The sequence below is a fragment of the Streptomyces cinnabarinus genome, assembly GCF_027270315.1.
GTDB lineage: Bacteria > Actinomycetota > Actinomycetes > Streptomycetales > Streptomycetaceae > Streptomyces > Streptomyces cinnabarinus.
On the sequence record NZ_CP114413.1, the window covers coordinates 14253 to 39375 of the forward strand.

Here is a 25123-nt window from a genome sequence, read left to right on the forward strand (position 1 = left end):
GGGCCGCCTATCTTGGAGCGCCGAGTTCGAATCCCCGGCTGTTCCCCTCCCCGTACCGGGCGGCTGCGGCAGGCCCAGCCCAGCATCGGGCGCGGCAGAAGACGGGTAGCGATTTCGGCTTCGGCCTGCAGTACCTGTTACTCCAGCCGCACCTGGCTCTCGTCGCCGACGGCGCGGCTATCTCGTGTCTGCCCGGCATATACGAGCCCGAGACCGACACGTTCGGCGGTCCGCAGGCCATGGACGCCGCCCACGAGCTGTTCCACAGCGACTGTCGCCACCTGCTCACCTACCAGATGAGTCCCCAGCACCTGGGTCGCCGGGAAACCGCCGTCCTCCTGGCGAGCGCCATGATGCGCGGCGCCGGACTCGACTGGTTCGAACAGGGCGACGTATGGGCGAAGGTCGCCACCCTCCGGCCCGCCACCAACCCTCTGCCACCCCAACGAGCCGCAGAACTGGCCCCGGCAACGCGAAAGCTCATGACCGCCGACACCTACAGCCTCTGCCGACCGAACGGCCCGCTCCAGGGGCACGAGGAATGGGTAACCGCCTTCGAGCGGACCGGCGCCACGCTCGCCGACCTCGCAGCACGCGGCGCCCTCACTCGCGGCCTACGGGCCGTCATCTGCCACCACGTGATCTTCCACGCCAACCGCGCCGGTCTCCTCCAAGACGACCAGAGCGCCCTGTCCCACATCGCACGAGAGGTAGTCATGGGAACGAGTGACCACACCGCGTCGCCCGACACGGCAACGGCCGAGATCGATAGCGTCAGCGCGGTGAACACCGACACGATCACCACCTCCACGGCGGACGCCGAGCGCCTCCGTAACGCCCTGGTCGACCAGCTCCGTGCGGACGGACACGCCCGCACGCCCGCCGTCGAGACCGCGCTGCGGACCGTACCCCGCCACGTGTTCGTGCCCGAAGCGTCCCTCGAAGACGCCTACGCCAACGCACCCGTGCACATCAAATACGACACCGACGGCACATCGATCTCGTGCGCCTCCCAACCGGGCGTCGTCGCCCTCATGCTGGACCAACTCGACGCCCAGCCCGGCGAACGGATCCTCGAACTCGGCGCCGGCACCGGCTACAACGCCGGACTCCTCGCCCACCTGGTCGGCGAGAGCGGACACGTGACCACCCTCGACGTCGACGACGACCTCGTCCAAGACGCCCGCGCCCACCTCGCCGCCGCCGGGATCACCAACGTCCAGGCCGTGACCCGTGATGGGGCCCTGGGCCACGCCGAGGGAGCACCGTACGACCGGATCATCGCCACCGTCGGCGCGCACGGCGTACCGCACGCCTGGTTGCAGCAGCTCGCCCCCGGCGGCAGGCTCCTTGTTCCCCAGCGCCTCAAAGGCACGGTGTCCCGGTCCATCGCCTACGAGCAGCGCGACGGCCGATGGCTGTCCCTCGGCAGCGAGATGAACACCTTCATGCCGCTGCGGCGGGGCATCGCCGACGACGACCGACGCGTCATCCCGCTCAGCGCGGACGGCACCGTCCGGCTCCAGGCCCCCGCCGGGCAGAACATCGACACCGATGCCCTTGCCGGCGTCCTGGACCAACCCCGCACCGAGGAATGGACTGGCATGACGGTCCAAGCCATGGAGTCGCCGGAGTGGATGGAACTGTTCGTCTCCTGCTCCCTTCCCTCCGGCCTGACCCGGATGCTGTTCCCCCAGAGCGCCAAGGGCACTCTGCTCACCGAGGACCCCTACCCCTCGTCGACCGCCGTCGTCGACAAGGGTGCCGTCACCTATCTGGCACGGCGTCTGTCGGAGCAGAAGACCCCCGAGGGCGACAAGCTCTGGGAGTTCGGCGTCATCGGCCATGGCCCGGGCAGCGACGAGCTGACCGCGAAGGTTGCTGACGCCATTCGTACCTGGGACCGCGAATTCCGTGACCGCGAGGCCACGTTCGAGATCCAGCCCCTCGACGCCCCCAGCATCGAGCGCCCCGGCCTCTTCACCCTCGACACTCCGCTGAACCGCATCGCTGTCGACTGGCAGTGACGCCCAACGAGTAGCGGACGGTGGCCGCCGCAGGACGACCGACGGCCACCGCCACCTCAGCAGTTCCCACTCAGTCCCAGGGGGAAGTCCATGGACCCGCACGGACGCACAGCCCAGCGCTTCCCGCTCGTCGCCCGGTTCCGGCCCGCCTGCCTGCCCCTTCCCCAGCGCGTGCACGCGCTCGCCGAACTCGCCGACACCGCGGTGAAGAGGACCGACCAGGGCCTCGCATCGGCCGTCTACAACCAGGCTGCGCTCATCGCCTCTGATCTCGGCCTGCCCGACGTACGCGACGGGTGGCTGCACCCCATGGACACGGCCGAACTCCACCAGGCCGCCGCGGCCTTCTCCACACACGACGCCGCGCCACTCGTGATCTGTCACGCCCCCGCACTGCACCGCCCCCACACCACCGCCGAGGAGCGCCCATGAGCGAGAAGCCCGCCATCACACCGGACGGATACTGCAATCACAAGGGCGCCGCTTCCCGGCGCCACCGAAAAGGTCAACGCCCACGCGCTCAACGGGAAGGTCATCCTGTTCCACGGCCGCCGCTCCGCGGACCGTCCCTGTGACCACCGCCCCAGCCTGACCGACCGGGGCAACCTCCACCGACGCAAACCGCCCAAGGAGTAATCCCCTTCAGACGCCGTCCACGCCCCACCCCGGTACCGGGGGTGTGGACGCCCACCCTCGCCAGCACACCACCGACGGACTGCCGCCCCGACGCCCGCCTCCCTCCCCCTACGCCGAGCATCGGGCGCCAGACCCCCAACCCATCCCACCGAACCCCGGGAGTCGCAGGAGCAGCAGCCCTTGACCCGCCCGACCCTGACCATCGACACACCCACCGGCCCCATCCACGCCACCGCGAGCCCTCGCGGCCGCCAGTGGTCCAAACCGGTCCGTCCCCGGAATCGGCTTCGACCCGTGGCTGCCGTCGAATCTGCGGCGGGCCCTCGCCGTACCGCCCCGCCAAGGCCCCGTCATGTCCGCCCAGGCCCTGGCCGGCCATCCGCGGGGTCCCTGCGTGAGCGGCTCACGAGCTGTGGACGAGTGGCCAAGGATGGCTGCGACGGTGCAGGCGAGCAAGCGCTCGACGGAGGCCGGACGCTCGACCGGGGCGTCGGCGTAGGCGTCAACAGAGCCTTCGAAGACCTTTGGACTCGCCCTGACCGCGGAACAGTTGAAGGCTCTCGCACTCAAGGACAGCGAGGTGCCTCAAGCTCACCCTCAGCCGTAGGCGGTCAAGTACGCGACCCAGATCGCTGCCACCTGCGAGATGTCGAGCGCGGCAGACCGGGTGACGACCTGGCTCGCGGGGACTGTGTGGTGTTCGGCGTAGCTGCCCCTGGCGCTCGCGTCCGGAAGGGCCATGAGGATGACCGGATCGCCGGGCTTCAGCCCGGTGGCCTCGGGGCCCGGCGGGTCAGCCCTGCGAGTCAGTGGACCAGGCCGCGGGGAGGTCGGCCCAGCGTGTGATCCCCTCCGTGTCAACGCGTATGCCGCAGCGGGCAGCCAACGCGGTGACGATGTCGATGCCGCGGCCGTGTTCGTCCGGGTCCTGGGCTCCCAGCCCGTCACCGGCGAGGACGGGTCCCGCGTCGGTGACTTCCACGCGCAGGGCCCCTCGTCCGTCAAAGCGGACCCACGACAAGCGCAGCGTCGCCGGTGGCAGGGCGTGGACCAGCGCGTTGGTCAGGAGCTCCGAGACCACCACGAGTGCGTCCATGATGGCGTCGGGAGACAGGCCCCACTCGGTGAGTATGGTGCGGACCCGCCCGCGGACGACGGGCACCGCCCCCGGGGCGTGTGGCACGGGGCAGACATGATCGACAGCGTCGGGTGCGAGGCGATCGGCTGCCTTGGGGCCGACGATGTTGAGCTGGGCGGCCATCTGCCCTCCTCGACGAACGGTGCCGACGGGTGCCGACGTCACGCACGCTATGAAGTGATGAGAAACCGGTCAATAAACGTCGGTCGGCATTACCGAACGCAAGTCGAGATCGGGGGGAACCGCCGTGCCATGGCCGACACGGGACGGGGAAGGCGGATCTAGAATCGCGGTATGGCCGGTCCCGTCCAGTCCATCGAACGGGCGGCGGCAATTCTCCGCCTGCTCGCCGCGGGCCCCCGTCGGCTCGGGCTCGGGGAGGTGGCCGTCTCGCTGGGGCTGGCGAAGGGGACGACCCACGGCATTCTGCGCACACTCCAGCACGTGGATTTCGTCGAGCAGGACGCGGCGACCGGGAAGTACCAGCTCGGGGCGGCCCTCCTGCATCTCGGCACCAGCTACCTCGATGTGAACGAACTGCGATCGCACTCGATCAACTGGGCCGACGCCCTGGCCGCCCGCAGCGGCGAAGCGGTCCGCCTGGGCACTCCCCTGGAAGGCCGGGTGCTCGTCATCCATCACGTCTTCCGGCCGGACGACACCCTCCAGACCCTGGATGTGGGCGCACTGCTTCCCCTGCACGCCTCCTCGCTCGGAAAGGTGCTGCTGGCGTTCGGCACCGCCAACCTCGATTCGGCGGTCGACGCCGGGATGGAGGCGTACACCCGGCACACCCTGGCCCACGCGGACGAGCTGACCCACGCCCTCGCCGAGATCCGGGAGAACGGCTGGGGCGCCGAAGTACAGGAGATGAGCATGGGGGAAGCCGGCGTCGCCGCGCCCATCAGGGGGCACGGCGGCCTCGCGGTGGGCGCCATCGGCCTGTCCGGCCCGGTCGAGCGGATCTGCGACGTCAGGGGCCGGCCGGAACTCAAGCTGCTCACCCTGCTCCGTGAGGCCGCCCGGGCGATCTCACGAAACCTGGGGGCCGCCCGCTGGTAGGTCCCTCGCAGCGCATCTCAACGCATCGGAAGGCGGTCCGGATCATGGTCGAGCGGTATGTGATGTCCATCGACCAGGGCACCACCTCCACCCGCTGCATCCTGTTCGACCACCGCGGGCGATTGGTGTCCGTGGCCCAGCGCGAGCACCAGCAGTTCTTCCCGAAACCCGGCTGGGTCGAGCACGACGCCCTGGAGATCTGGCGCAATCTGCGACGCATCGTGCCCGAGGCCTTGTCCAGCGCGGGCGACGGCGTCGCTGCCGAGGCCGTCTCGGCCCTGGGCATCGCGAACCAGCGCGAGACGACCGTCCTGTGGGACCGGCGGACCGGCACCCCGCTGAACAGGGCGATCGTCTGGCAGGACACCCGCACCGCCCCGCTCGTCGGAGACCTGCGCAGTGACCCGGGCGACGCGTTCTTCCTGGAACGCTGCGGCCTGGCGCCCTCGACCTACTTCTCCGCACCACGGATCCGCTGGCTCTTCGACCACGTGCCAGGTCTGGGACAGCGGGCCGCGAACGGCGACGTCCTGTTCGGCACGATGGAGTCCTGGCTGATCTGGAACCTCACCGGGGGGACGGCGGGAGGCCGCCACATCACCGACGTGACCAACGCCAGCCGCACGATGCTCATGAACCTGGGCACACTCCAATGGGACGAGGAACTGCTGGGGTTCTTCGGGATTCCGCACGCGATTCTGCCCGAGATCCGGTCCTCGGCGGAGTGGTACGGCGAGGACCGGATCGTACTCCCCGGCAGGCCCATCACGGCCGCGCTCGGCGATCAGCAGGCCGCGCTCTTCGGGCAGACCTGCTTCTCCCCGGGCGAGGCGAAGTGCACCTACGGAACCGGCAGCTTCCTGTTGCTCAACACCGGCACCGATGTCGTCCGCTCCAGCAATGGACTGCTCACCACCGTCGCCTACAAGATCGACGAGCAGCCCGCGGTCTACGCGCTGGAAGGCCCGATCGCCGTCACCGGAGCCCTGGTCCAGTGGTTCCGCGACCGGCTGGAGATCATCAACAGCGCACCGGGCATCGAGACCCTTGCGCGGACCGTCGAGGACAACGGCGGCTGCTACATCGTCCCGGCGTTCTCCGGTCTCTTCGCACCCCACTGGCGCAGCGACGCACGCGGCGTCATCGTCGGCCTGACCTCGTACATCACCAAGGGACACCTGGCCAGGGCGGCGCTGGAATCCACCGGCTGGCAGACCAAGGAGGTCGTCGACGCCATGAACGCCGACTCCTCGCTCACCCTGAGAGAGCTGAAGGTCGACGGCGGCATGACGTCCGACAACCTCCTCATGCAGATCCTGGCCGACGTCCTCGACGTGCCGGTCGTGCGACCCATGGCCGCCGAAACGGTCTCCCTGGGCGCCGCCTACGCCGCCGGACTGGCCGCCGGGTACTGGGCAGACCTGGAAGTCCTACGCAGCAACTGGCACCGAGCAGCCCAATGGCTGCCACACATGGACCCCGCACGACGGACATCGGAATACCAAAACTGGCAACGAGCCGTCGAACGCTCCCTGGGCTGGATCAAACCACCCAACAGCCCGTAATCCACGCACCCGGGATCCGCACCCGCCCGCCGGCGCTCCCCGCACACTCTGACAGGCAGCCCCGCGGGCCAGCGCCCTGCACCAGTGCGGGCGGCAGTCATGCTGGACCCAGTCCTGACCAGGGCCATCAACGTCCCCTGGTAGACCAATCCGCCGAACAACCGGCCCGGAAACCGGCCGCAGCACGGCCGCCTCCGGACCATCCACACAAACGGCCACCCCAGCCGGACGACCTCCAGGACAGACACATGACGTAGGGCGCAACCAGCGAGGCAGACCCCGCCGACAACACGATGCGCACCCCCTCGCCACCTGCGCAGGCTTCAAGCGAGAGCACATGTCGGCGGGTTTCGGCATCACGCCGTGACCGGCAAACGCGTGAAGGTTGGTGAAAAGTACGAGCACCCCAAGTGACGGGGAGCTCGATCGTGCATGCGGAGCCAGCCCCGTCCGCTGCAGAACAGCGGCATGTTGATCAGAAAGGGCGATGCCGCATAGGCACCCGAAGACCGTCCGTGCCGAGCCGTGGCGGCCACACAGACACGTTACAGTCCGGCGAATCCGGAGCGTTTCCGCGAAGACTCGTACAGCTGTCCGCCGCGTCGAGGATGAACGCTGTTCTCAGATCCTCAGGATCCAGTGGCTCGTGTGTCCAGGATCAAGGGTCAAGACCCGTCACCGCCGGGCTCTCCGTGTCCTGGAACTCCGGAGCCGTCGAGGGCCACGTCAACAGGATCAAGATACTCAAGCGCCAACACTACGGACGGGCCGGATTCGATCTCCTCAAACGCCGCATCCTGTTGGCCAGTTGACTGGTTTCACGGAAAGTGCCGAAGAGCCAGAACGAAATGGCCGTTGACAGTCCGTACAGTTCGAACCCGGTGATCCGGCCTGGCAGTGAGACCTCTGAGCAGCATTACCAAGAGCCTGCGCGGACCTCGCAGCGTCAGCGTCTCAGCCGACATCCGCCAGTAGACAAGAGCTCTGTCAGTGGCCAGGGTGTCGGAGTGACTCCCGCCCAGCACCCGGGCCTGGTCGTCGAGCAGTGCGGCGAGAGCGGCCGCGGCCTCCGCCGCGTCTCCCGCTACCCCGTGCCAGTGGGCCAGGTTGTACCGGGTGGTGAGGACGGCAGGGTGGTCTTCACCCAGCACCCGCACGAAGGCAGGCAGCACCCCCGTAAGATCATTCGCGGCCCCTGCTGCGTCTCCCGCTTCCCCGTGCCAGAGGGCCAGGCTCCGCAGAGTGTGAAGGGTATGAGGGTGCCCCCCGCCAAGCACCCGGATCTCGTCGGCGAGCAGTCTTGAGCAAGCGATCGCGGCTCCTCGCACATCCCCCGCCAACCCCCGCCAACGTGCCTGGTTGTACCGGGTAGTGAGAGTGTGAGGGTGGTCTGCACCCAACAGGCGTACCTCGTCAGCAAGCAGATCGGCGAGAACCGCGGCAGCCCCCGCCGCATCGCCCGACCTACCCTGCCAGGCGGCCAGGTTACGCCGCGTGTCCAAGGCGCGGGGGTGGTCTGGGCCCCACAGGCGGACCTCGTCGGCAAGCAGATCGGCGAAGCTGGCAACCGCCTCCGCCGCATCGCCCGCCGCCCCCCGCCAGTAAGCCAGGTCGTGCCGTGTGCCGAGGATTTCTGGGTGGTCTTCGCCCAACACCCGGACCTGTTCAGGAAGCAAGTCGGCGAGAGCCGCAGCAGCCCCCGCCGCATCACCTGCCATCCCGCGCATTCGTGCGAGGCTGCGCCACGTACGGAGGGTTTGAGGGTGGTCTTCGCCCAGCACGCGGACCTGATCGGGAAGCAGGTCGGCGAGAGCCGCAGCAGCGCCGTCCGTATCGCCCGACTCCCCCCGCCAGTAAGCCAAGTTGTGTCGCGTGCCAAGAGTGTGGGGGTGGGCTTCGCCCAGCACACGGACGTCGTCGGCAAGCAGGTCGGTGAAGGCGGCGGCAGCCCCCGCTTCATCGCCTGCGATCCCTCGCATTCGTGCCAGGTCGTGCCGTGTGCCGTGGATTTCTGGGTGGTCTTCGCCCAGCACCCGGACCTGATCGGGAAGCAGGTCGGCGAGGGCCGCAGCAGCCCGCGCCGCGTCGCCGGCCTCGCCCCGCCAGTAAGCCAGATTGCGCCGTGCGCCGAGGGTCTCGGGATGGTCGGGGCCGAGACGGGAAGCGGTGATGGTGGCGAGGCGGTGTAACTGGTCGCGGGCGGCGGCAGCTTGTCCTGCTTCGCCGAGACTACGGCTCATACGGTGGAGCACTTTATGGGCGTCTGGCTGGAACACTGCATCCTCAGCACAGGTGATCAGGGCAGAGGTGTTGGCGCATAGTGCCTTTCCCAGGGCAGCGTCGTGCTCGATAGAGGGCCAGGCGGCAAGCAGGGCGTCGGCAGCGATGCGCGCTGTGGGGGCGTACGAGGCCGGAGTGAGGGTGTCGCGGACCGCGCGCTGGACGAGCTGATGGACACGGACGGGAGTCTGTGGCGTGTCGGGGACGTGCTCGATGAGGCTGAGCCGGCGCAGTGCGCTCAGCGTCAGACGAACCTCCCATTCGGACACCATCTCCCTGCCTGGCCTGCCGTTCGTAGCATCCGACGCGGTAATACCGCTGCGGTGGCGGGCGAGGTACATGCAGGCCGGAGCACTTGTCAGAACGGTCTCAGGGATGCCGTTGGCGTCGAGGAAGGCAACCAGTTGGAGCAGGGGTCGGGCCAGTCCGTGCGGGCGGAGTCGGTCGGCGCGATCGATCGACAGCGCCCATGTGGCGGCCACCGCCGTTCTTTGTCCGTGCGGGAGGCGATCGGGTGCGGCCTCGTACAGGCGAGTGGTGCGGTCGGCGAGAAGGCGCCGATAGTCCGCCGCTGGCGTGGCGGTGTCGGTGAGGTAGGCGGCGGCCTGGGACAGGGCAAGCGGAAGATGTCCCAGGTCTGCAGCCAGGTCGGCCAGTTGCTCGGGCGGTATACCGGGTGGGAGGGCGTGAGTGAGGTAGGCCAGAGATTCGCCGGGTGTGAAGACACCAACAGGAATGTGGTGACAGCCGGTGGTCAGAGCTGCGTCCTGGCGGCGGGTGGTGACGAGGACCCGGCCGGTGAGTGAGGGCGGCGGCCACAAGCCGTCGAGATCCGCGGGGTCGCTCACGTCGTCCAACACGACCAGCCACCGGCACGGATGCTGACCTTCCTTGGGCTCAAGCCACGCCAGGAAGGCGGCCACCGCGCGGGCCAGATTGCCCGGGTCGGCGCCGATGAGGTCAGCGGCCGCGGCTGTATAACCGTCCATGATTGCCTCACGGCTGCTGGCGGTGATCCACACGAGCACATCCAGCTGACCTGCTTGCCACAGGCTGCGGGCGTAATGCGCAGCGAGCTGGGTTTTGCCTACGCCGCCGAGCCCTGTCACCACACTCACGACCGCGGTCGGGTGCATATCCGCAAGCCAGCTGCCGGCCAGAGCGGGCGTTGCCCGAGCGGGTTCGGCACGAGCCTGAAAGCACGCCGCCTGCGGGGGTATTGTTCCGACCTGGCAGGGCCACGAGGCCGCTGATTGAGGCGCGGTGAAGTGGGTGTGCTGCACCCACTCGCCCAGGACGGGCCCGTGGAAGGTGCCATGGCGGAAATCGACCATGTCCCCGGGGGCCGCACGACCGCCCGCGTCCTCATCCGAGGGCTGCATTCCTTTCCCCCTTTGCCCCAGCCCGCCGAGCCGCGTATCGAGCCTGCCCTTCAATCCTCAGCTAAAGCCGGGATAGGGGGTGAAGTTTCCCCGTGATCTCGGACACATGATCGTTATGCCGCGAGAGCGTGCTGATACCGCTGCCTGGTCTCGGCTGGGGTGAGATAGCCGAAGGTCTTGTGCTTGCGCAGGCGGCGGCGGTTGTAGAAGGTCTCGATGAAGGAGAAGACCTCGGCGCGGGCGGTGGCCCGGTCGGGCCAGATATGGGTGCCGATCTCTTCTTTGAGCAGGGCCCAGAAGCTCTCCGCGGCGGCGTTGTCGAAGCATGATCCGGTGCGTCCGCAGCTCTGCCGCAGCCCGAACTTCCCTATTCGCTCCCGGAACTGCGCCGACGTGTATTCGGTGAGTTCAATCGGTCGTTGCAACACCCCAGCTGAAGGGGTCGCTGACCTGGGGTCGTGTCCCTTGCTGTGGTGTTGGGGATCAACTGGCGGGCGCGTTCGGAGTGTTGGGCAGCGCCGGGGCGCTTTCGGGAAGTTCGCGGTAGATCTCGCCCATGCTGCCTTCGGGGAGGTAGCGGCGAGGGAAGGCGATCCATTCGTCGTGCTCTACGTTCCTTCACAGGTCGCCCCAGCCATTCGTAGGGTTGCGGCACCCAGGGGATCAGGGTGTGGCTGTCGTCGTGCTGCCGGTCGTGGCTCGAGATGCTTGGCCGCCCGGATCCCCACGACGACTCGGCCGCCGATTGGGAAGTGCGAGAAGGTCGCTGTGTAGAGCAATGCCGGCGAGGTCGTCCGTGGTACCCAAGAATCGAACGACCTGATGGAGCACGATGCGCCGGATATGGGCGGGGAGCGACTGCGGCAAGAGCCACCACCACTGCCTGGTCCTGAACGATGAGGGCGACACCTTGCTGTCGCGCCGGGTGGCCAACGACGAGTCCGAACTCCTGCAGCTGATCGGTGATGTCCTGGACTTGGCCGATGGCCGCGAAGTGACCTGGGCGATGGATATGACGGGCGGCGAGCCCGCCCTGCTGATCGAGCTTCTGCTCAATCACGGGCAGGAACTCGTCTACATTCCCGGTATCGCGGTCAACCGGGCCACCGCCAGCTACCGCGGGGCGGGCAAGACCGACGCCCGGGACGCCAAGGTGATCGCGGACCAGGCCCGGATGCGCCGTGACCTGCAGCCGATCCGGCCCGGTGACGAGATGGCCATCGAACTGCGGCTGCTCACCGAGCACCGTGCAGATCTGGTGGCCGACCGCACCCGGACCATCAACCGGCTCAAGTCCTTGCTCAACAGTATGTTCCCCGCCCTGGAACGTGCCCTCGACATCGGCAGCGTCGGCTCGCTGATGCTGCTCACGGGCTACCAGACCCCCGCAGCGATTCGCAGGGTGGGCAAGCGACGTCTGACGACATGGCTGCGCAACCGCAGCGTCTATCGGCCCGAGACCCTCGCGGCCGCGGCCGTTGAGGCCGCCGAGAAGCAGCACACCGCCGTCACCGGGGAGAGAGCCATTGCGAAGATGGTGCACACCCTGGCGGAGGAGGTGACGGCTCTCAACAAGAAGATCATCGAGACCGAGAAGCTCATCGAGGGCCGGTTTCGCGAACACGAACTCGCCGACGTGATCACGTCCATGCCCGGCATCGGCCCCATCCTCGGTGCTGAGCTCCTCGCCGCGACCGGCGGAGACCTGGAGGCGTTCCCCACCCCGGACCGGCTCGCTGCCTTCGCCGGCGTGGCCCCAGCACCACGAGACTCCGGCCAGGTCAGCGGTAACCTCCACCGGCCAACGCGCTATCACCGGCGACTGCAGCGTGTCTTCTACACTTCCGCGCTGGTCAGCATCCGCTGTGACCCCAACTCCCGTCGGTTCTACGACCGAAAGCGCGCGGAAGGGAAGCGGCATGTCCAGGCCGTGCTCGCCCTCGCCCGTCGACGTGTCAACGTCCTGTGGGCCCTGATCCGTGACCGACGGTGCTACACCGTCGCCCCACCAGTCACCCACGCCACTTGACATCCAGATTGGGAAGCATCTCGAAGAGCACGGCGGTGACCAGCCGGATGAGCACGTCGTCGTTGGGAAAGACCTGGACGATGTCGATCCTGCGCTTGATCTCCCGGTTCACCCGTTCCAGCGGGCTCGTCGACTGGATCTTCTTCCAGTGCCTGGGCGGGAAGTCCGCGAAGGCGGTCCGATCCTCCTTCGCCTCCAACAGCAACGCTTTGACCTTGGGGAACTGGGTGCCGAGCATGCCGGCGACGGTGTCCAGCTGAGTGCGCACGAGGTTGGCGCTGGGCTGGGTGAAGATCGTGCGGATCGTCGCGGCGACCATTTCCCCAGAGTCCCGGTCGATCACACTGAAGGCGTTTCGCAGGAAATGAACCCTGCACCGCTGCCAGGCGGCGCCGAGCATGACCTTGCGGACCGCGGCGACCAGCCCGGCGTGCTGGTCGGTGATGACCAGACGGACCCCGGACAGGCCACGCTCTCGCAGCGAGCGCAAAAATTCCTTCCAGAACGCCTCGCTCTCGCTGTCCCCGACCATCAGGCCCAGGACCTCGCGGTTGCCGTCCTCGGTGATGCCGGTGGCGACCACAACGGCCCGCGAGACGATCTGATGGTTCACCCGCGCCTTGCAGTAAGTCGCGTCCAAGTAGACGTAGGGGAAGCGGACGTGATCCAGCGGGCGGGTGCGAAATGCGGTCAGCGGCTCGTCCAGCATCGTGCAGATCCGCGAGACTTCGGACTTGGAGATCCCGCTGTCCCCGCCCAGGGATTTGACCAGGTCATCGACGCTGCGGGTGGAGACGCCGTGCACGTATGCCTCCATGATGACCGCGTAGAGGGCATGGTCGATGCGGCGCCGTCGCTCCAGCAGGCTGGGGAAGGAGCTGCCGGTGCCGACCTTGGGAATCTCCAGGTCCAGGTCGCCGGCCAGCGTGGTCAGCACCTTCTCGCGGTGCCCGTTGCGGACGGTGGTCCGTGTCGGCGTGTGCTCGTTCCACTCCGCACCGATGTGGGCACTTGCCTCGGCCTCGATCAGCTCCTGCACCATTCGCTCGGCGATGGCGCGGATGAGCTCGATTCCGTCGGTCGAGCGTAGTGACTCAAAGGAGCCGTATCAGGTCAGACTGGGACAGGGCCATCGTGCACTCCTCGTGGTTGAACTGGGCGTTCACCAAGGAGAGTTACGCGATGGCCCGCCTCCTGTTGAGGGAGCGGTCCGCACCCGTGGAAGTGCGCCCCGGGCAGACGCCCGCGCACTCCCAGCCCCTGATCCCGTACACCACGACAAGGGACACCATCAAGTCCACGGGCCACAGCCGCGTAGAGGCCACCGTGGCCGCGACATTGGGCACGCGCCATCGATAGCTCGGCCCCCGACCTCACCGCACAGAAGGGCAAATCAGCCAGCGCGAACGACGGGGCCCCGGACAAGCGGTCAGACAGGCGCAGAACTCGCCCTGGATTGCACGGCAGTTACGCCAATGCATGCGATCGGGCGGATGCGACAAACTCATCCATACGACCTTCGCCCTGGGCATGAGCGTTCCTTGGTGGAGCACACTCCTCCTCCACCGGCTGCCGCCCGCCCGGCATGACTCTCGCGTCACACCCTCCGTGTCGGCATGTCGGAACGCTCGGCCCGCTGGGGCCGGTATCCGGCCCTGGGCGAAGACCCTAGGGCAGCGTGGATTCCAGGAAGTCGAAACGCAAGCCGCTTGCCCCTTCGCCGGTGCCGTTCGTCTTGTGTCGTCCGGTCCACGTGTGGATGGTGCCGTCGTGCCAACGCGCACGCTGGCGAGTGCGGGTGAGGGAGGCCCCAGAGCGGGGGACCTCCTCCTCGTACACCCACACGGGACGGTCTGCTTCGACATGGCCGAGGAAGCGGCCCTCGGGAAGCTGCGGTGCGGGCGCGGCCTCCGGGGACGCGGAGTACCGGGCGAGTGGGGTGAGTTGCAGGCGGACCGCGGCGCCGGCGCCGATACGTACTGGTGCCAGTGGGAACCAGTAGCTGGGCACCTCGCTGTCCACGCGGTAGCGCGGGGCGGCGTCCGGTGGCAGCAGGTCCGGCTCGGGGCGGGCCGCGGTCCACCGGTCGTAGCAGTCGATCACCTCGCCTGTTTCGTCATCCTGGACATTCTGCTCCACAGCCCAAGCGAGGTTGGCCATCTCGTCACGCAGCAGCAGCACGGCTTCGACTGGCGGGCTTTCGAGAGCTTGCGGAAGGACGGGAGCAAGGAAGAACCAGGGGTCCGTAGTGTCGGGTGCCGCGGTGTCCGTGAGGCCGAAGAGTTCCCATCCGCTGTCGTTTGTGGCCGCGCGCTCGACGGCGTGCCGTCGGCTGAATACGTCGGTCACCGTGAAGTCGGTCAGCCGGGTCAGAGACGCCACGGGGAGGCGAAGAGGGAGCGTGTACCAGTCATTGCCGTACACCGTGCCGAAGGTGATCATCAGGAGGCGGCCAAGATCCAAGGCCGTGGTGTCGATCGCACCGAAGTCGATGCGCGCGTCCTCCATCTCCCACAGGCGAGGAGTGGGCATGCCGGGGAACCGTGCGGGCGCAGGCACGTTGCGGGCTGTGACGGCCATGGGCCGCCCGCCGGGCGGTGGGGCGGCATTCACGGCCACGCGATCGAACGCCCACCAATCCAGTCGGCCGCCTGTCCAGGCAGTCGCGTGGACTTCGTGAGAGGGCAGCGTGCTACTGCGGGCCGCACATCGGTACTCCAGGTGGTGTTCGTCCCATGCGGTGTCGCCGGCCATGGCGCCGGAGGCGGTAACTCGCGGCCGCCACCAGCGGAGCCACTGATCGGCTGCTTGGGACAGCGGAACACGGGCGGCTTCCGACAAGCCGAGTTCCTCAGCGACCGCGGCGGACTCTGCGGGAGTGTTCAATCTGTCGAGCAAGGGTGCCAGCCGCAACCCGTCAGCGATCCTTCCGTGCACCAGTGCGAGCAGGCCCGTCGCTGGCTGGGCCCTCTCGTCGCTGAAACCGCAATGGGTGACGAACGCCTCGGCGGTCTCAGGCAAGCCGGCGGAGGCCAGTTGCGTAAGCCATCGCACGCCCCCGTCGACTCTCAGTTCGTGGTCCGCCGCCGGTGCGGGCTCGGCCTCGACGAGCTCCTCGAGCGGTTGGGTCCGCGGGTCGTAAGGACGCCAGGTGTCGTCGTCGGCCCGCCAGGAGTCCAGTACATGGCTCTCGGCGCGAACGTCGGCGAAGACAGGGGACGCGGCATCCTGCCCGCGGAACTCACCCAGCTGCCACTGCCGGGAGAGCAGCCAAAGGGGATCGTGTACCCGGAATGCCACGGCGTCTTCGACGTCATCGTCGCGCGGAATCGTTTCGAAGCGCTGCATGACCTGGTCCTCCTGACTCCGGTCAGGCCGGCGGGGTGGGGAGGTCGGGGACGGGCAGGGGAAGCAGTTGCCGGATGCCTGGCTGATCATGCAGGTCCAGAGCTCGCAGGCGGGCGAGCTCAAGGGTGTCCTCGACAATCGCCTGCAGATCCGCCGCCCGCCAGCCCCGGTTGGGGTTCGGCGACACGGCAAGCAGGAGAGCCTGCGGCGGACGCGCGTCAGGGCGGTCGAAATGCAGAGCGACGCCCACAACTTCGTGCGGCTGATTGCCGGTGTCGTCGGCATCGTCCGTAAGGTCGGCCGCTTTCCCGTCAAAGGGGACGGTTTCGGTCCAAGTATCCGTCAGGAACCCTGCGAGGAGTTGACCGAGGGCGGGTTCGTCGTCCGAGTACAAAACCGTGCAGACGGGGGCGGACGGCCCCTGGGCGGCAGGCGCAGTGGCGGCCCATGTCCCGCCCCTGGCCGGGGTCTGGGCCAGGATGGTCCGCGGAACTGGGCTCACCGTGAGGACGCCGGAGGCGGTGAGCGCCTCGCCCAGTGTGCGGGCGCGAGGCCTGACCTGGTGGACACCGCGCAGCCAGTCGTGAACTTCGTCGTCCGTCACGGCAGGGCCGTCGGCATGGTGCGGTCGGGCCTCGGGGGTGAGAGAGCGGGCCGCATCGCCGTCCGCCGGGAGGTCCAGGGCGGGCAGAAGGATCATGGCGTCTCCGAAGAGGGACTTCACAGCTCTGCCAGCGCTGTCGGCCCACGCCTCGGTGGGTCGGTCCTCCTCACGTGACAGTGTCAGGGCGGGGAGGGCCGCGTCGAGGCATGCCAGCACGTTGTCCGCCCGGCCGGTCAGGGCGGCGATGTCATCAGCCGCGTCGCCAGCGATGCGGGCGCTGACGACACCGAGGTCCCCCACTGCCCGGAGGGCGGCAGCCGTCTCCTCGGCCGTCTGTGGCCGGAGTTCCGGTGGCACGCCCCGCAGGGCGGCGAGGCGTTCGCGCAGTTGGCCGACGGGGCCGTCCGCGCCGACGGCCCGGTCAAGCCATGCGGTGGTGCGGCCGAGAAGTTCGCCGAGTTCTGCGTCGCCCCAGCCACCGGGCTGCGCGGGGTCCAGATGTGAGGCGAGAAGAGGCGTCGCGGCCGTGAGCACGTCGCGGAGTCTGCCGCATAGGGCTGTGAGTTCACTGTATCGGGACTGCCCCTCCTCGGTCAGCCCAGCGGGTGCCGGCCCGGCGATCTCGGCCGTGCGCAGGAGCTCGCCCAGCAGTGGCGCGGCTCTGTCCCCCGAGGCACCCAGCACCACCTCCACGGCGCTCCATCCGAGGTCGGCCAAATTGAGGCGGACTTCGCCGTTACCGTCCGGCGGACCTTGAGGCCCGACCCGTAGGGGGAAGCTCCAGTCGGCTGGAGCACCGAGCCGATGGCGGCACCACTGCTCCAGCCCTGGTTCCAGAGCGGTGAGCGCACGGGCTTGCGGCCACCCCGAGTCGGCTTCGGCATCCCTGCGAGTGAGCAGCCCGAGCTGGTGAGTGACAGCCGCGCCGCTGCGCGGTGTGGCGACGACGTCGTAGTCATCGGGGATGTTCTCGCCGCGTCCGGTGACGTCCGCGGCAGCACCTGCCCGGGCCGCGCTACCGCCCACCAACTGGTGGACGCTCTCGGCAAGCTGGAGGTCGGCGACGGCATCGACCGTGTCCTCGAGGTCCGCGACCAAGGCACGGAACGCTACGTCTCCGCCGAGAGCCGCTGGGGCCAGGGCTGCCCCGTCATTGCGCAATGCTTCCCCATCAACGACATTGCGGGCGGCCAGCGCGGTCCTGGCTTCCTGGCTTCCCGTCTCGGTGGGGTCCACTTCCTGCGGCAGGGGGTAGGCCTCGCGGAGGTCGTCGATGAACTCGTCGAGGCCCGCGTCGTGCATGCCCCGTTCGAGCTGGTAGCCGAGCAGGGCTCCCAGGCGCTGTCCCGCGCGGACACCGCCGAGGACATCCAGCGCCCGCCGCACTCTGGAGGATGTCAGCCGCACGGCAAGCGCCCTGGGGTCGGCATGGCCGTCGAAGCCAGAGCGGAGCACAGCTGCGGTGGTCGCATGGTGCAGGGACGGGGTCATGACGTACTCGCCACCACTCGTCTCATCGGCACGCTTGAGGTCGGTGATCCATCCATAGCCACCGATGTGCAGGCCCGTGGGCCGTTGCGCGCGCAGCCGCGCGAGATCGGACGTGGCCACCGATGTCACCCACGCATCGGTGCGGTGCGACACGGTGTCCAACACTTCGAACGTGAGGCGTTCCAGCCGGGCAATACCCTCGCGGTCCGCGGTCTCCAGCGAGATGACCTGCCCAGCCGACTTCCGCGCGTCCCAATACGCCTTGCGCGCCGGGGCCACTCGCTCGGGTGCGGCAGCCGAGCTGAGAAGGCGATGCAGTTCCACGCCTCGAGAGAAGGCGAGGCCGACGACCGGAGCGGCGAATCGGTAGAACACACCTACGGCCATGGACTCGGCCAGGGAGCGCAGGACGGCATTGAGCTCTTGCGCCTCGGGCTCCAGCGTGTCCAAGGCTGCCGGAACGACCCCGTCGGCCACGTCCAGGAGGGCATCCAGCCCTTGGAGCAGTTCCCCGTACTTGCCCAGCGGCCGCTTGGCGGCCAGGTCGGCGACGGCGGTCAGGTCGGGGGCCGGGAGTTCTGGGAGGGAGGCAGGCGCAGCGGGAGGGTCCATCCACGCGTACCCGCAGTCCCCTGGCATCGATCCGATCCGTGGCATTTCGGGTTCCCCCCCAGGCCGCCAGGGCGTACCCATGCGCGCACACCGCACGCGGTCGGAGACGGGGCGCCGCGTCAGAATGTCCAGGAGAACTGCATCCTGGTCCGTGCCTTCTCCTACTCGTGGCACCTTCTGCAGTTCCCGCCGGAAGTTGCTGACGAACGAGGGCAGGTGCTGGAGGGAACCGAGCCGATCGAGGGTGGACGCGGGTACGAGTCCGTAAGGCTGGCGACCGATGCGCAGGGTCGGTAGGGGCCCGCGGCTGCGAACGAATGCGGCGAAATGCGCGCCGGGGAAGTCCAGGAGCGGCCCTGCGACCTCCCATCCGCCCCCCGCTGGGTGAGCCACATCGAACGTGGTGAGGTTGAGTTGGCGGGCCAGGACCGCGTGGAGGATGGCCAGCGTGTCCTCGTCTCCCCCGAGTGCGTCTCGGGAAACGGCCAGGGGGCTGCGCGGCCCGAGCCCCAGGGCCCGCTCGGCACGCGAGGCGTCCTGTGTGCCGGCGAAGTCGTAGCGAGACAGTTGAGCGTCGCGTTCCAGCGGGCTGAGCGGCGTACTGTCCGATCGCCAGCCCGAGCGGCTCGCCCGGGTGTTGTTGGTGGGTGTCCCGGTCGGCAGGATAGCCAGTCCGTCCGTGCAGGCGTGGGCTTGCAGGGCACCAGCGAACCTGCGGGCACCTTCCGCCGCGTCACAAGTGTTGACACCGACAACAGTGAGGAGATCGAACTGCTGTTGTGCATCTGCCAGCTTCACCTTCAGCCCCATGCCGACCCGTTCAGCCTCGTCGAAGTCGACCAGCCAACGACTGGCAACATCCCAGGGAAGCCCGTCGGTTGCGGGGTCCTCTTGCGGTTCGGCAGCGGGCGGCGGCGCCATACCCAGGGCCAGATCAGGAGGGATGGGAAGGCCTTGGCGCCGCCAGGCGACGCGCTCGCCCGAGTAGGCGGTGAACTCCAGCTGGTTGGGCAGGAGCATGGTCCGTGCAGGTCGAGTCCACGTATCCTCCCGGGACGGCAGGTCCCGGAAAGGACCGGGATCGGGGGGTACGGCTCCGTGAGGGGTCATTTGCGTGGGCGGCGAGCCGTCGGGACGCAGTTGCTCCACCACCCAGGTGGCGCGGCCAGAGCCCAATCGGTCCAGCAGCCGAGCCCATGCCGCTGCGCGGCGCCCCCTGTCGGGGCCTGCGGCCCAGACCTGGCGCCAGTACTCCTCGCCCGCAGCCCGCTCCACCGCAGTGAGCTGCGTCTCGTGCACATCGACGTGGACGTCATCGGGGTAGACGCGGATCCACAACTCCGTGCCGTCATCGCCGTCGTGGTAGACGGTCTCCAGCCGCAACGGCAGCAGCAGCACCGGCGCATTGTCGCCGCCCCAGAGTTCCGGGGTGGCCGCCACAGCGTCCGCGTAGGCCGAGGCCTTTGCCTGCCACGACTGCCCTGCGCGCTCGGCATCCTCCGAGGCCCCTGGCAACTGGGCTTCGGCTTCCGCCAACCATGCGAGCAGGTGCTGTGCCGGCTCGGACTCCAATTCTTCAGGAGTGTGGCCCGCCAACTGGAAGTTGAAGTACTCCAGCCGCATCTCGAGATAGTGCAGGAAGTGCTGCCGGGCGTCGTAGGACAAGAACCCGTCGCGTTCGGCAGCGCGCAGGTCGTGTAGTTCGGTCATCGGTCTTCACCGACCAACTGGTAGGCGTGGATCCGCAGCTGGAAGGGAAGCTGCAGCGAGATACGCGCGACGTCAGCGGCATCGGTGCTCCATCGGGCGTCACCGGGGTCGCTCGGAGGGGCAAGGCTCCCACTCGCTTTTGCGAATCCTGGGTGTCCCGAGTCCTGCGGAACCTTGGACCAGTCCAGGTCGTGCCATGTGCGGTATTCCGTGGAGGGCACCTCGTCGAACCCGAACCGCAGGCGCTGACAGTTCTCCTGGAAGACGATGAACCATCCCGGGCTCTCCCGCGTGGGCCGGTTGCGAAGTGCGTCGCGAGGGATGTCGAACAAGTAGACGCGGGTGGACGGGTCGACGGGGATGACCCCCGTCGGGGCTTTCCACCACTCTGTCCCGGATACCGACAGGTGCTGGTCCCCCGGCGGTGGCGCCCAAGCGGGGGCTGCCGAGACGATCACGTCGGGGAAGCGCCGGATGACCTCACCGCGCACCAGCAGGGCCGTCAGCGCGCCTTCAGCGGAAGTCAGGTGCCGACCGAGGTCACCCGTGGCCCATGCGGAAATCGGGGGGATGTCCCATTGTCCGTCCGGCCGGGGCCAAAATCGCTTGAAGCCGGTGCCGATGCGGTCCGTCGGATACTCACGCCAGTGCAACTCGCAGTTCATCTCATGATTCAGACCCACCAAGAACGCTTCGACGAAGCGGTCGTTGGGGGTGAGCAGCACGGTTCGATCGGCCGGGAACCCTTGCATTCCGGGCAGGAACCACTCCGGTGCAGTCTCCAGGAGGTACAGCGCGGTTGGGACAGGGAACAGCGGGTGCATCTGCACAGGGTCCAGTGGCCCTTGCTGTCTGAGGTCCGCCGGCACCTTCACCCGGTCGGCCAGCCGACGCCCTACCCTCGTGCCCGGCTGCAGCGCCCCAACCACCTGCGTTCGCAGACGAGAGGTGTCCACCCGTACTCCGTGTGCGGTCATGGCGGAATGGCCGTCGACAAGGCTGTCCGCGACGGCGTGAAGGCTGGTCATAGCCATGGGCAGGTTGTCCATGACGAACGTCTGGACTGCGTCCATGTCCCCCCTGGCCAGTGCCAAGGTAGGTAGGTCGTCAGGCAGCTCGGGGAGCTCGGCGTCCCCGCCGGGCGCGCTCAGCACCCGCGCCGTGTTGGTCATACCGGAGACTGTCACCAGCGCCCGACCGACTATCCGTGCCTTCGCCGCGTTCAGCGCGATGCGGATGTCGGATGCCGTGCCGCCCCCGTCCGGGGATATGTCGGGCGCCGCCAGATCCGCCGGCACTACAGGGGCCGGCACGGGCACAGTCACGTCTCCGTCCAAGCCGCGCCGTACGAGGTTCTCGACCGGGGTTCCCATGGCGCGGGCGACTGGTCCGGCAGGGCGCATCAGCCGGGCGAAGGTGCTGGTCGCTACGCCGTTCGGCAGGGCGCTCACCGTGGTTTCGGTGGCGACAGTCAGGCCAAGGGATGGCGCAGGGCCGCCGCGCAGGCGGGGTGCCACCGGTGCTGTGAACCTCATCAACTCCGCGGTCGTGAGGGGGGCGACATGCTTGTCATGGAGCCGTTGGCAGAGGCCGGTGGCGAGTTCGGCGATCGCGCGAAGCCGGTTGGCCTCGCGGGCAGCCCCCAGTTGTTGCCAGGCGGTGGCCATCAGCGTCTCCTGGCGTGATCGAACGCAGTCGCCGCCGATGCGGGCGGCCAGGCGGGTTGCCGGATCCAAGTTGAGCGCTTCCAACCAGCCCTCTTGCCCCGGCTCCACCCGATCGCGGTTGACGTGCCGTCCGCCGTACAGCGGCGGGGCCACCGACCCGTTCCCTTCGGCCTGTTCGTCACCGGGGCCAGGCGCGGCCAGGCCCGCTAGCATGCTGGCCGGCTTGTTCAGATGGTCGCTCAGGAGACGGGTGAGATCGGCGCGCACTTGCGGCGACGCGGTATCGGGCGGAGGGTCGCCGAACGGTCGCAGCGCTCCCTGAATGTGCAGAATGGCCGACTCCTCGGACAGAGTATGGCCCCGCCACGGCTGTGAGATGTCTGCGGCGCGCGACCCGAGCGCGTCGACCGTGTCGGGCTCGGCGGGCTTGAGCCGCCTGACCAGTTCCTCGAACCCCTGCTGGTCCCCAGTACGGAACTCCCAATGCAGGTACACCGGGAGGTTCACGTCGTGTGTCGGATGGATCTCCCAGGCTTTGTCGTACTCGGAGGAGTCGTCCGCTGGGGACGACCCCGTGCGGCCGGCCTGCATTCCGCCCAGGAAGGCGGGCACCACGCAGGCGCGATAGCCAGTGTTCTCGCGCAGCCGGCGTGGGCACACCAGTCGGGACACCGCGTACCCTGGGGCGCTGCCCGCCCCCAGGCTGCCGCTGGGACGATCCGTCTCCTGGATGTGGGCCCAGCCCCATGAGTCGTCCAAGTCCGGAAGCTGGTCCGTGCCGACGACAAGTACCGGCAGTGGCACCCGTGACACGTCCAGGCTGCTGCGATTGGTCTCCACCACGACCAAGACGATCCACGGCGCCAGTCGTCCCTCTCGGCCGTCGCCCTTGTGACTTGGGCGCGCGGGTGTGAAGAGCCAGGGCAGCTCAGGGGCGGAGAACTCCACGCAGGCGAGGAAGTTCGGCGGACAGTCGGCGGCATCCGGCGCGGGTTCCATTCTGCCGATCACCCGGGGGTCGAGGCCGATCACCCCGGACGGGCTGAGCATCCGGAACTCGGGCCCGGTAACAGGTCCTCCCCCGGGCCCATCGAGCACAAGGCCCGGATGGAATCGGTCGGAGGGCGCAGAGACGGCTTCCAGGGCCGCCGCGACGGGGCCTTGTGCCCATGAGCGGAACCTGACGCTGGCCATCAATCCTCAACCTCCCATGCCTCCACAATGGTCCGGACGGGCGAGCCCGGCCGGGGCGCCGACGTACCGGTTACCGCCCCGTGGAAAGGCATGGCGTCCATCATCAGTCCGGCGTGCCCGTCGGAGAGCGGTGCGAGTGACCAGGCCTCGACCGGCCTGACCGGCTGTGCCGTATGGACGGTGACCCGCCCGTTCGGACGCCACCACCACCGTTCGTGGTCGGCCCGCAGCGCAGCCGCTACCTCGGCTGCCTTGGCCAGCACGAGGGGAATCTTCACCACCATGACGTGCAGTGCGTCGACGCGCAGGTCCGGTCCGAGTGCGCCACCCAACGTGGACGCCTCCACGGTCAGCTCATCCTCCTTGCCGTCCGGAGCATTGAGCTGGCTGGCGGTCAACCGCCGCCCTGAGGGGTAGTCGCGGTATGCCCCGCCACTGAGTTGTTCGTCCTCGGCGAGGGACTTGAACTGGCCAGGCGCAAAGCGGTCCTTCACCTCGATGGTCGGCAGATCGGAATCACCATTGCCCAGAGTCACCGCCGAGATGTCCCACATCTGCGGGGGCACGGACTCTCTGCCAAAGCGCTCGATCTCCGTTCTCAGCGGAACAATCTGCTGGCGGACGGTCATTGTTCCCTGGGGATGCACCAGTTTGCCGTCGCCGAGCAGACGGTTGGCCTCCGGCGTAAGGACGACGGGAGAGAGGGCTGGGTCTGGTGGGTGCGTGGCCCAAGCCCGGGGCTGTTCCAGCTCATCGGTCAGGAGCGCCCCAATGTCGACAGGATCCTGCGGCAGGGGCGGAGCGGATCCCCACGTGGTGTCGAAGTCGAACGACACGCTGAACAGGAACAGATCGATCGAGCCGCGTCCACGGGCGTGCCAAGGTGTGGGCCCTTCCAGCAGGAGGTCCAGATGAACTCCCATCAAGCTCTTGCCAAGAACCCGTACGGAGACTCCGGCGTGCAGCTGGGCAGTGAACGCAAGGTGCGGACGCCACTGCGCCAGGACGTCAAGCGCGAGATGACCGCTGAGGCCGCAGCGTGCAATCTGGGCCTGGAAATCGATCCGCGCCCCGAACTGGACAGTGTTGGTGGTCAGGGCTAGATACGCCTGGCACCGGAACGTCATCAAAGGACTGGGACTCAGGTTCATCGCCACCCGGCGCAACTCCGGGACGCCGACCGGCACCGGGAATTGTGGATGAAAGCCTCCGGCGGACAGGACGAATGCGGCGTCCCGACCACCCCGTGTGAGCAGACACACCTCGCCTGACAGCCGGACTCCGGCAATGCGTGAGCCGGTCAGCGCGGCGGTGATCATCATGCTGGGCTGCACGGGGTCGAACTGGCCCAGGAATTCGGCGCGCAGCTCCACGATGGGGGCCTGCTCCGGTATCAGCACGGACAGCGATCCGATCACGGACAGCCGCACCGGGTCGGGCAGTTCAATCAGCGCAGCGAGCTTGGCAGAGACAAGGGCGTGGCCCCATGTCGCCTCGAACATCGGCCCGATCACATTGCGTCCGCGTGAACGGGGGAACACTGCGAGCACCGCCGGCACGCGCTGCTCGGCCGTTGCCGTGTCGGGGGGAAACAGAAGGTCTCCGGCGGTCCCGTTCAGCACCACTCGAGCCAGAGCAACACGATCGACGGCGTGTCCTACGCCGACGACACCCCCGAGGCGCCGGAGCGCGAAGCCCAGTCCGACCTGGACCCCAGGAGGCGGGAAAACAAGTCCCATCACGAGCAGGAAGGTGGAGTCCTCAGCTCGACTTCCAGTGGTGAACTGCCCGAAAGCGTTCACCGAGACCGGCGGAAGCGTCACGTCCAGCAGTCCTTGATAGCGGTCTTCTCCGACCGATCTGAACCGCCCTGTTCCTTGGACAACCGGCGCGTGGAGATGAACATCGGCCCGCGCTGAGTCCGTTACCACGGTGAGCAGTCCCCCACCGCACTCTATGACTCGCACGATCCGCCTCCTCGTCGAGGCGTAGTTGCACTTGCCCTTCCATCATCACACGTTGCTCGGCGATCCGCATATTTCCAGTGCAGGTAGCTGTTGTTGAGAGGTAGTTGACGGTGTGACAGCTGAAAGGTAAATCGCAGGTACCACCCAATTAGGGACAGCCTATGAACCCTCAGATGAGCCAAGAGGCCGGAACGCAGAGTCAATCGATACCTACGCCACGTGCCCAGGACAGCAAGTCGCACAATCGCTGCAGAGGGCTGCCAAGTTGCACATCTCACCTCCTGCGCAATCCTGGTTAAAGGGAGCACAAGTCCCCTTTGGAGTCTCGGATTTAAGGACAGAACGTCCACGCTTCAATTGGTGCTGATGCCACTGTCAGCGCCCATTCTGTAGTGGTGCACGGCCACTTTT

At 68.1% G+C, this 25123-nt stretch carries 11 protein-coding genes and 3 pseudogenes; 5 read left to right on the top strand and 9 right to left on the bottom strand.

Annotation, left to right across the window (positions count from 1 at the left end; translation table 11 throughout):
* Nucleotides 1-158: 158 nt before the first annotated feature.
* Nucleotides 159-2027 (top strand): annotated as a pseudogene (gene fxlM, locus STRCI_RS00075) (methyltransferase, FxLD system); the annotation flags it as partial.
* Nucleotides 2028-2117: 90 nt separating this feature from the next.
* Nucleotides 2118-2357: pseudogene (locus STRCI_RS00080) on the top strand (hypothetical protein); the annotation flags it as partial.
* Between the two features lie 903 nt (nt 2358-3260).
* On the opposite strand, the gene STRCI_RS00085 reads toward STRCI_RS00080, so the two are convergent.
* Together STRCI_RS00085 and STRCI_RS00090 are read right to left on the bottom strand one after the other, a co-directional pair.
* Nucleotides 3261-3404: a hypothetical protein gene (locus STRCI_RS00085; protein ID WP_269656684.1), complete on the bottom strand. Its 144-nt coding sequence runs from the start codon at nt 3402-3404 to the stop codon at nt 3261-3263.
* 52 nt (nt 3405-3456) lie between these two features.
* Complete coding sequence (locus STRCI_RS00090) at nt 3457-3924, bottom strand: ATP-binding protein (RefSeq protein WP_269656685.1); 468 nt, start codon at nt 3922-3924, stop codon at nt 3457-3459.
* 171 nt (nt 3925-4095) lie between these two features.
* On the opposite strand from STRCI_RS00090, the gene STRCI_RS00095 reads away from it, so the two are divergent.
* Complete coding sequence (locus tag STRCI_RS00095; RefSeq protein ID WP_269656686.1) at nt 4096-4863, top strand: IclR family transcriptional regulator; 768 nt, start codon at nt 4096-4098, stop codon at nt 4861-4863.
* 44 nt (nt 4864-4907) lie between these two features.
* Complete coding sequence (glpK, locus tag STRCI_RS00100; RefSeq protein WP_269656687.1) at nt 4908-6428, top strand: glycerol kinase GlpK; 1521 nt, start codon at nt 4908-4910, stop codon at nt 6426-6428.
* Nucleotides 6429-7246: 818 nt separating this feature from the next.
* Here the strand turns inward: glpK and STRCI_RS00105 are convergent.
* Entirely contained in the window at nt 7247-10090 is a 2844-nt protein-coding gene (locus STRCI_RS00105) for a tetratricopeptide repeat protein (RefSeq protein WP_269656688.1), read from the bottom strand.
* Nucleotides 10091-10203: 113 nt separating this feature from the next.
* Nucleotides 10204-10515 carry an integrase core domain-containing protein gene (locus STRCI_RS00110; RefSeq protein WP_269656689.1) on the bottom strand — a complete coding sequence of 104 codons (312 nt, stop codon included), beginning with the start codon at nt 10513-10515 and terminating at the stop codon, nt 10204-10206.
* A 407-nt stretch (nt 10516-10922) separates the two neighbouring features.
* On the opposite strand from STRCI_RS00110, the gene STRCI_RS00115 reads away from it, so the two are divergent.
* On the top strand, nt 10923-12119 hold the full coding sequence (locus tag STRCI_RS00115; protein WP_269656690.1) for an IS110 family RNA-guided transposase: 1197 nt from the start codon (nt 10923-10925) through the stop codon (nt 12117-12119).
* 16 nt (nt 12120-12135) lie between these two features.
* On the opposite strand, the pseudogene STRCI_RS00120 reads toward STRCI_RS00115, so the two are convergent.
* The 5 genes and pseudogenes from STRCI_RS00120 to STRCI_RS00140 all read right to left on the bottom strand — a co-directional run.
* Nucleotides 12136-13252, bottom strand: a pseudogene (locus STRCI_RS00120) (IS256 family transposase); the annotation flags it as partial.
* A 535-nt stretch (nt 13253-13787) separates the two neighbouring features.
* Nucleotides 13788-15467: a hypothetical protein gene (locus tag STRCI_RS00125; RefSeq protein WP_269656691.1), complete on the bottom strand. Its 1680-nt coding sequence runs from the start codon at nt 15465-15467 to the stop codon at nt 13788-13790.
* Nucleotides 15468-15489: 22 nt separating this feature from the next.
* Nucleotides 15490-19884, bottom strand: coding sequence for a hypothetical protein (locus tag STRCI_RS00130; RefSeq protein WP_269656692.1), 4395 nt, complete (start codon nt 19882-19884; stop codon nt 15490-15492).
* Nucleotides 19881-22583: a hypothetical protein gene (locus STRCI_RS00135; protein WP_269656693.1), complete on the bottom strand. Its 2703-nt coding sequence runs from the start codon at nt 22581-22583 to the stop codon at nt 19881-19883. The genes STRCI_RS00130 and STRCI_RS00135 overlap by 4 nt, the downstream gene beginning before the upstream one ends.
* 161 nt (nt 22584-22744) lie before the next feature.
* Nucleotides 22745-24712 carry a DUF6603 domain-containing protein gene (locus STRCI_RS00140; protein WP_336298777.1) on the bottom strand — a complete coding sequence of 656 codons (1968 nt, stop codon included), beginning with the start codon at nt 24710-24712 and terminating at the stop codon, nt 22745-22747.
* Nucleotides 24713-25123 lie beyond the last annotated feature (411 nt).

Coding starts and splice junctions, on each gene's coding strand:
- STRCI_RS00090 (WP_269656685.1), bottom strand. CDS start 3,924: ATGGCCGCCCAGCTCAACATCGTCGGCCCCAAGGCAGCCGATCGCCTC.
- STRCI_RS00130 (WP_269656692.1), bottom strand. CDS start 19,884: ATGACCGAACTACACGACCTGCGCGCTGCCGAACGCGACGGGTTCTTG.
- STRCI_RS00125 (WP_269656691.1), bottom strand. CDS start 15,467: ATGCAGCGCTTCGAAACGATTCCGCGCGACGATGACGTCGAAGACGCC.
- STRCI_RS00115 (WP_269656690.1), top strand. CDS start 10,923: ATGCGCCGGATATGGGCGGGGAGCGACTGCGGCAAGAGCCACCACCAC.
- glpK (WP_269656687.1), top strand. CDS start 4,908: ATGGTCGAGCGGTATGTGATGTCCATCGACCAGGGCACCACCTCCACC.
- STRCI_RS00095 (WP_269656686.1), top strand. CDS start 4,096: ATGGCCGGTCCCGTCCAGTCCATCGAACGGGCGGCGGCAATTCTCCGC.
- STRCI_RS00105 (WP_269656688.1), bottom strand. CDS start 10,090: ATGCAGCCCTCGGATGAGGACGCGGGCGGTCGTGCGGCCCCCGGGGAC.
- STRCI_RS00085 (WP_269656684.1), bottom strand. CDS start 3,404: ATGGCCCTTCCGGACGCGAGCGCCAGGGGCAGCTACGCCGAACACCAC.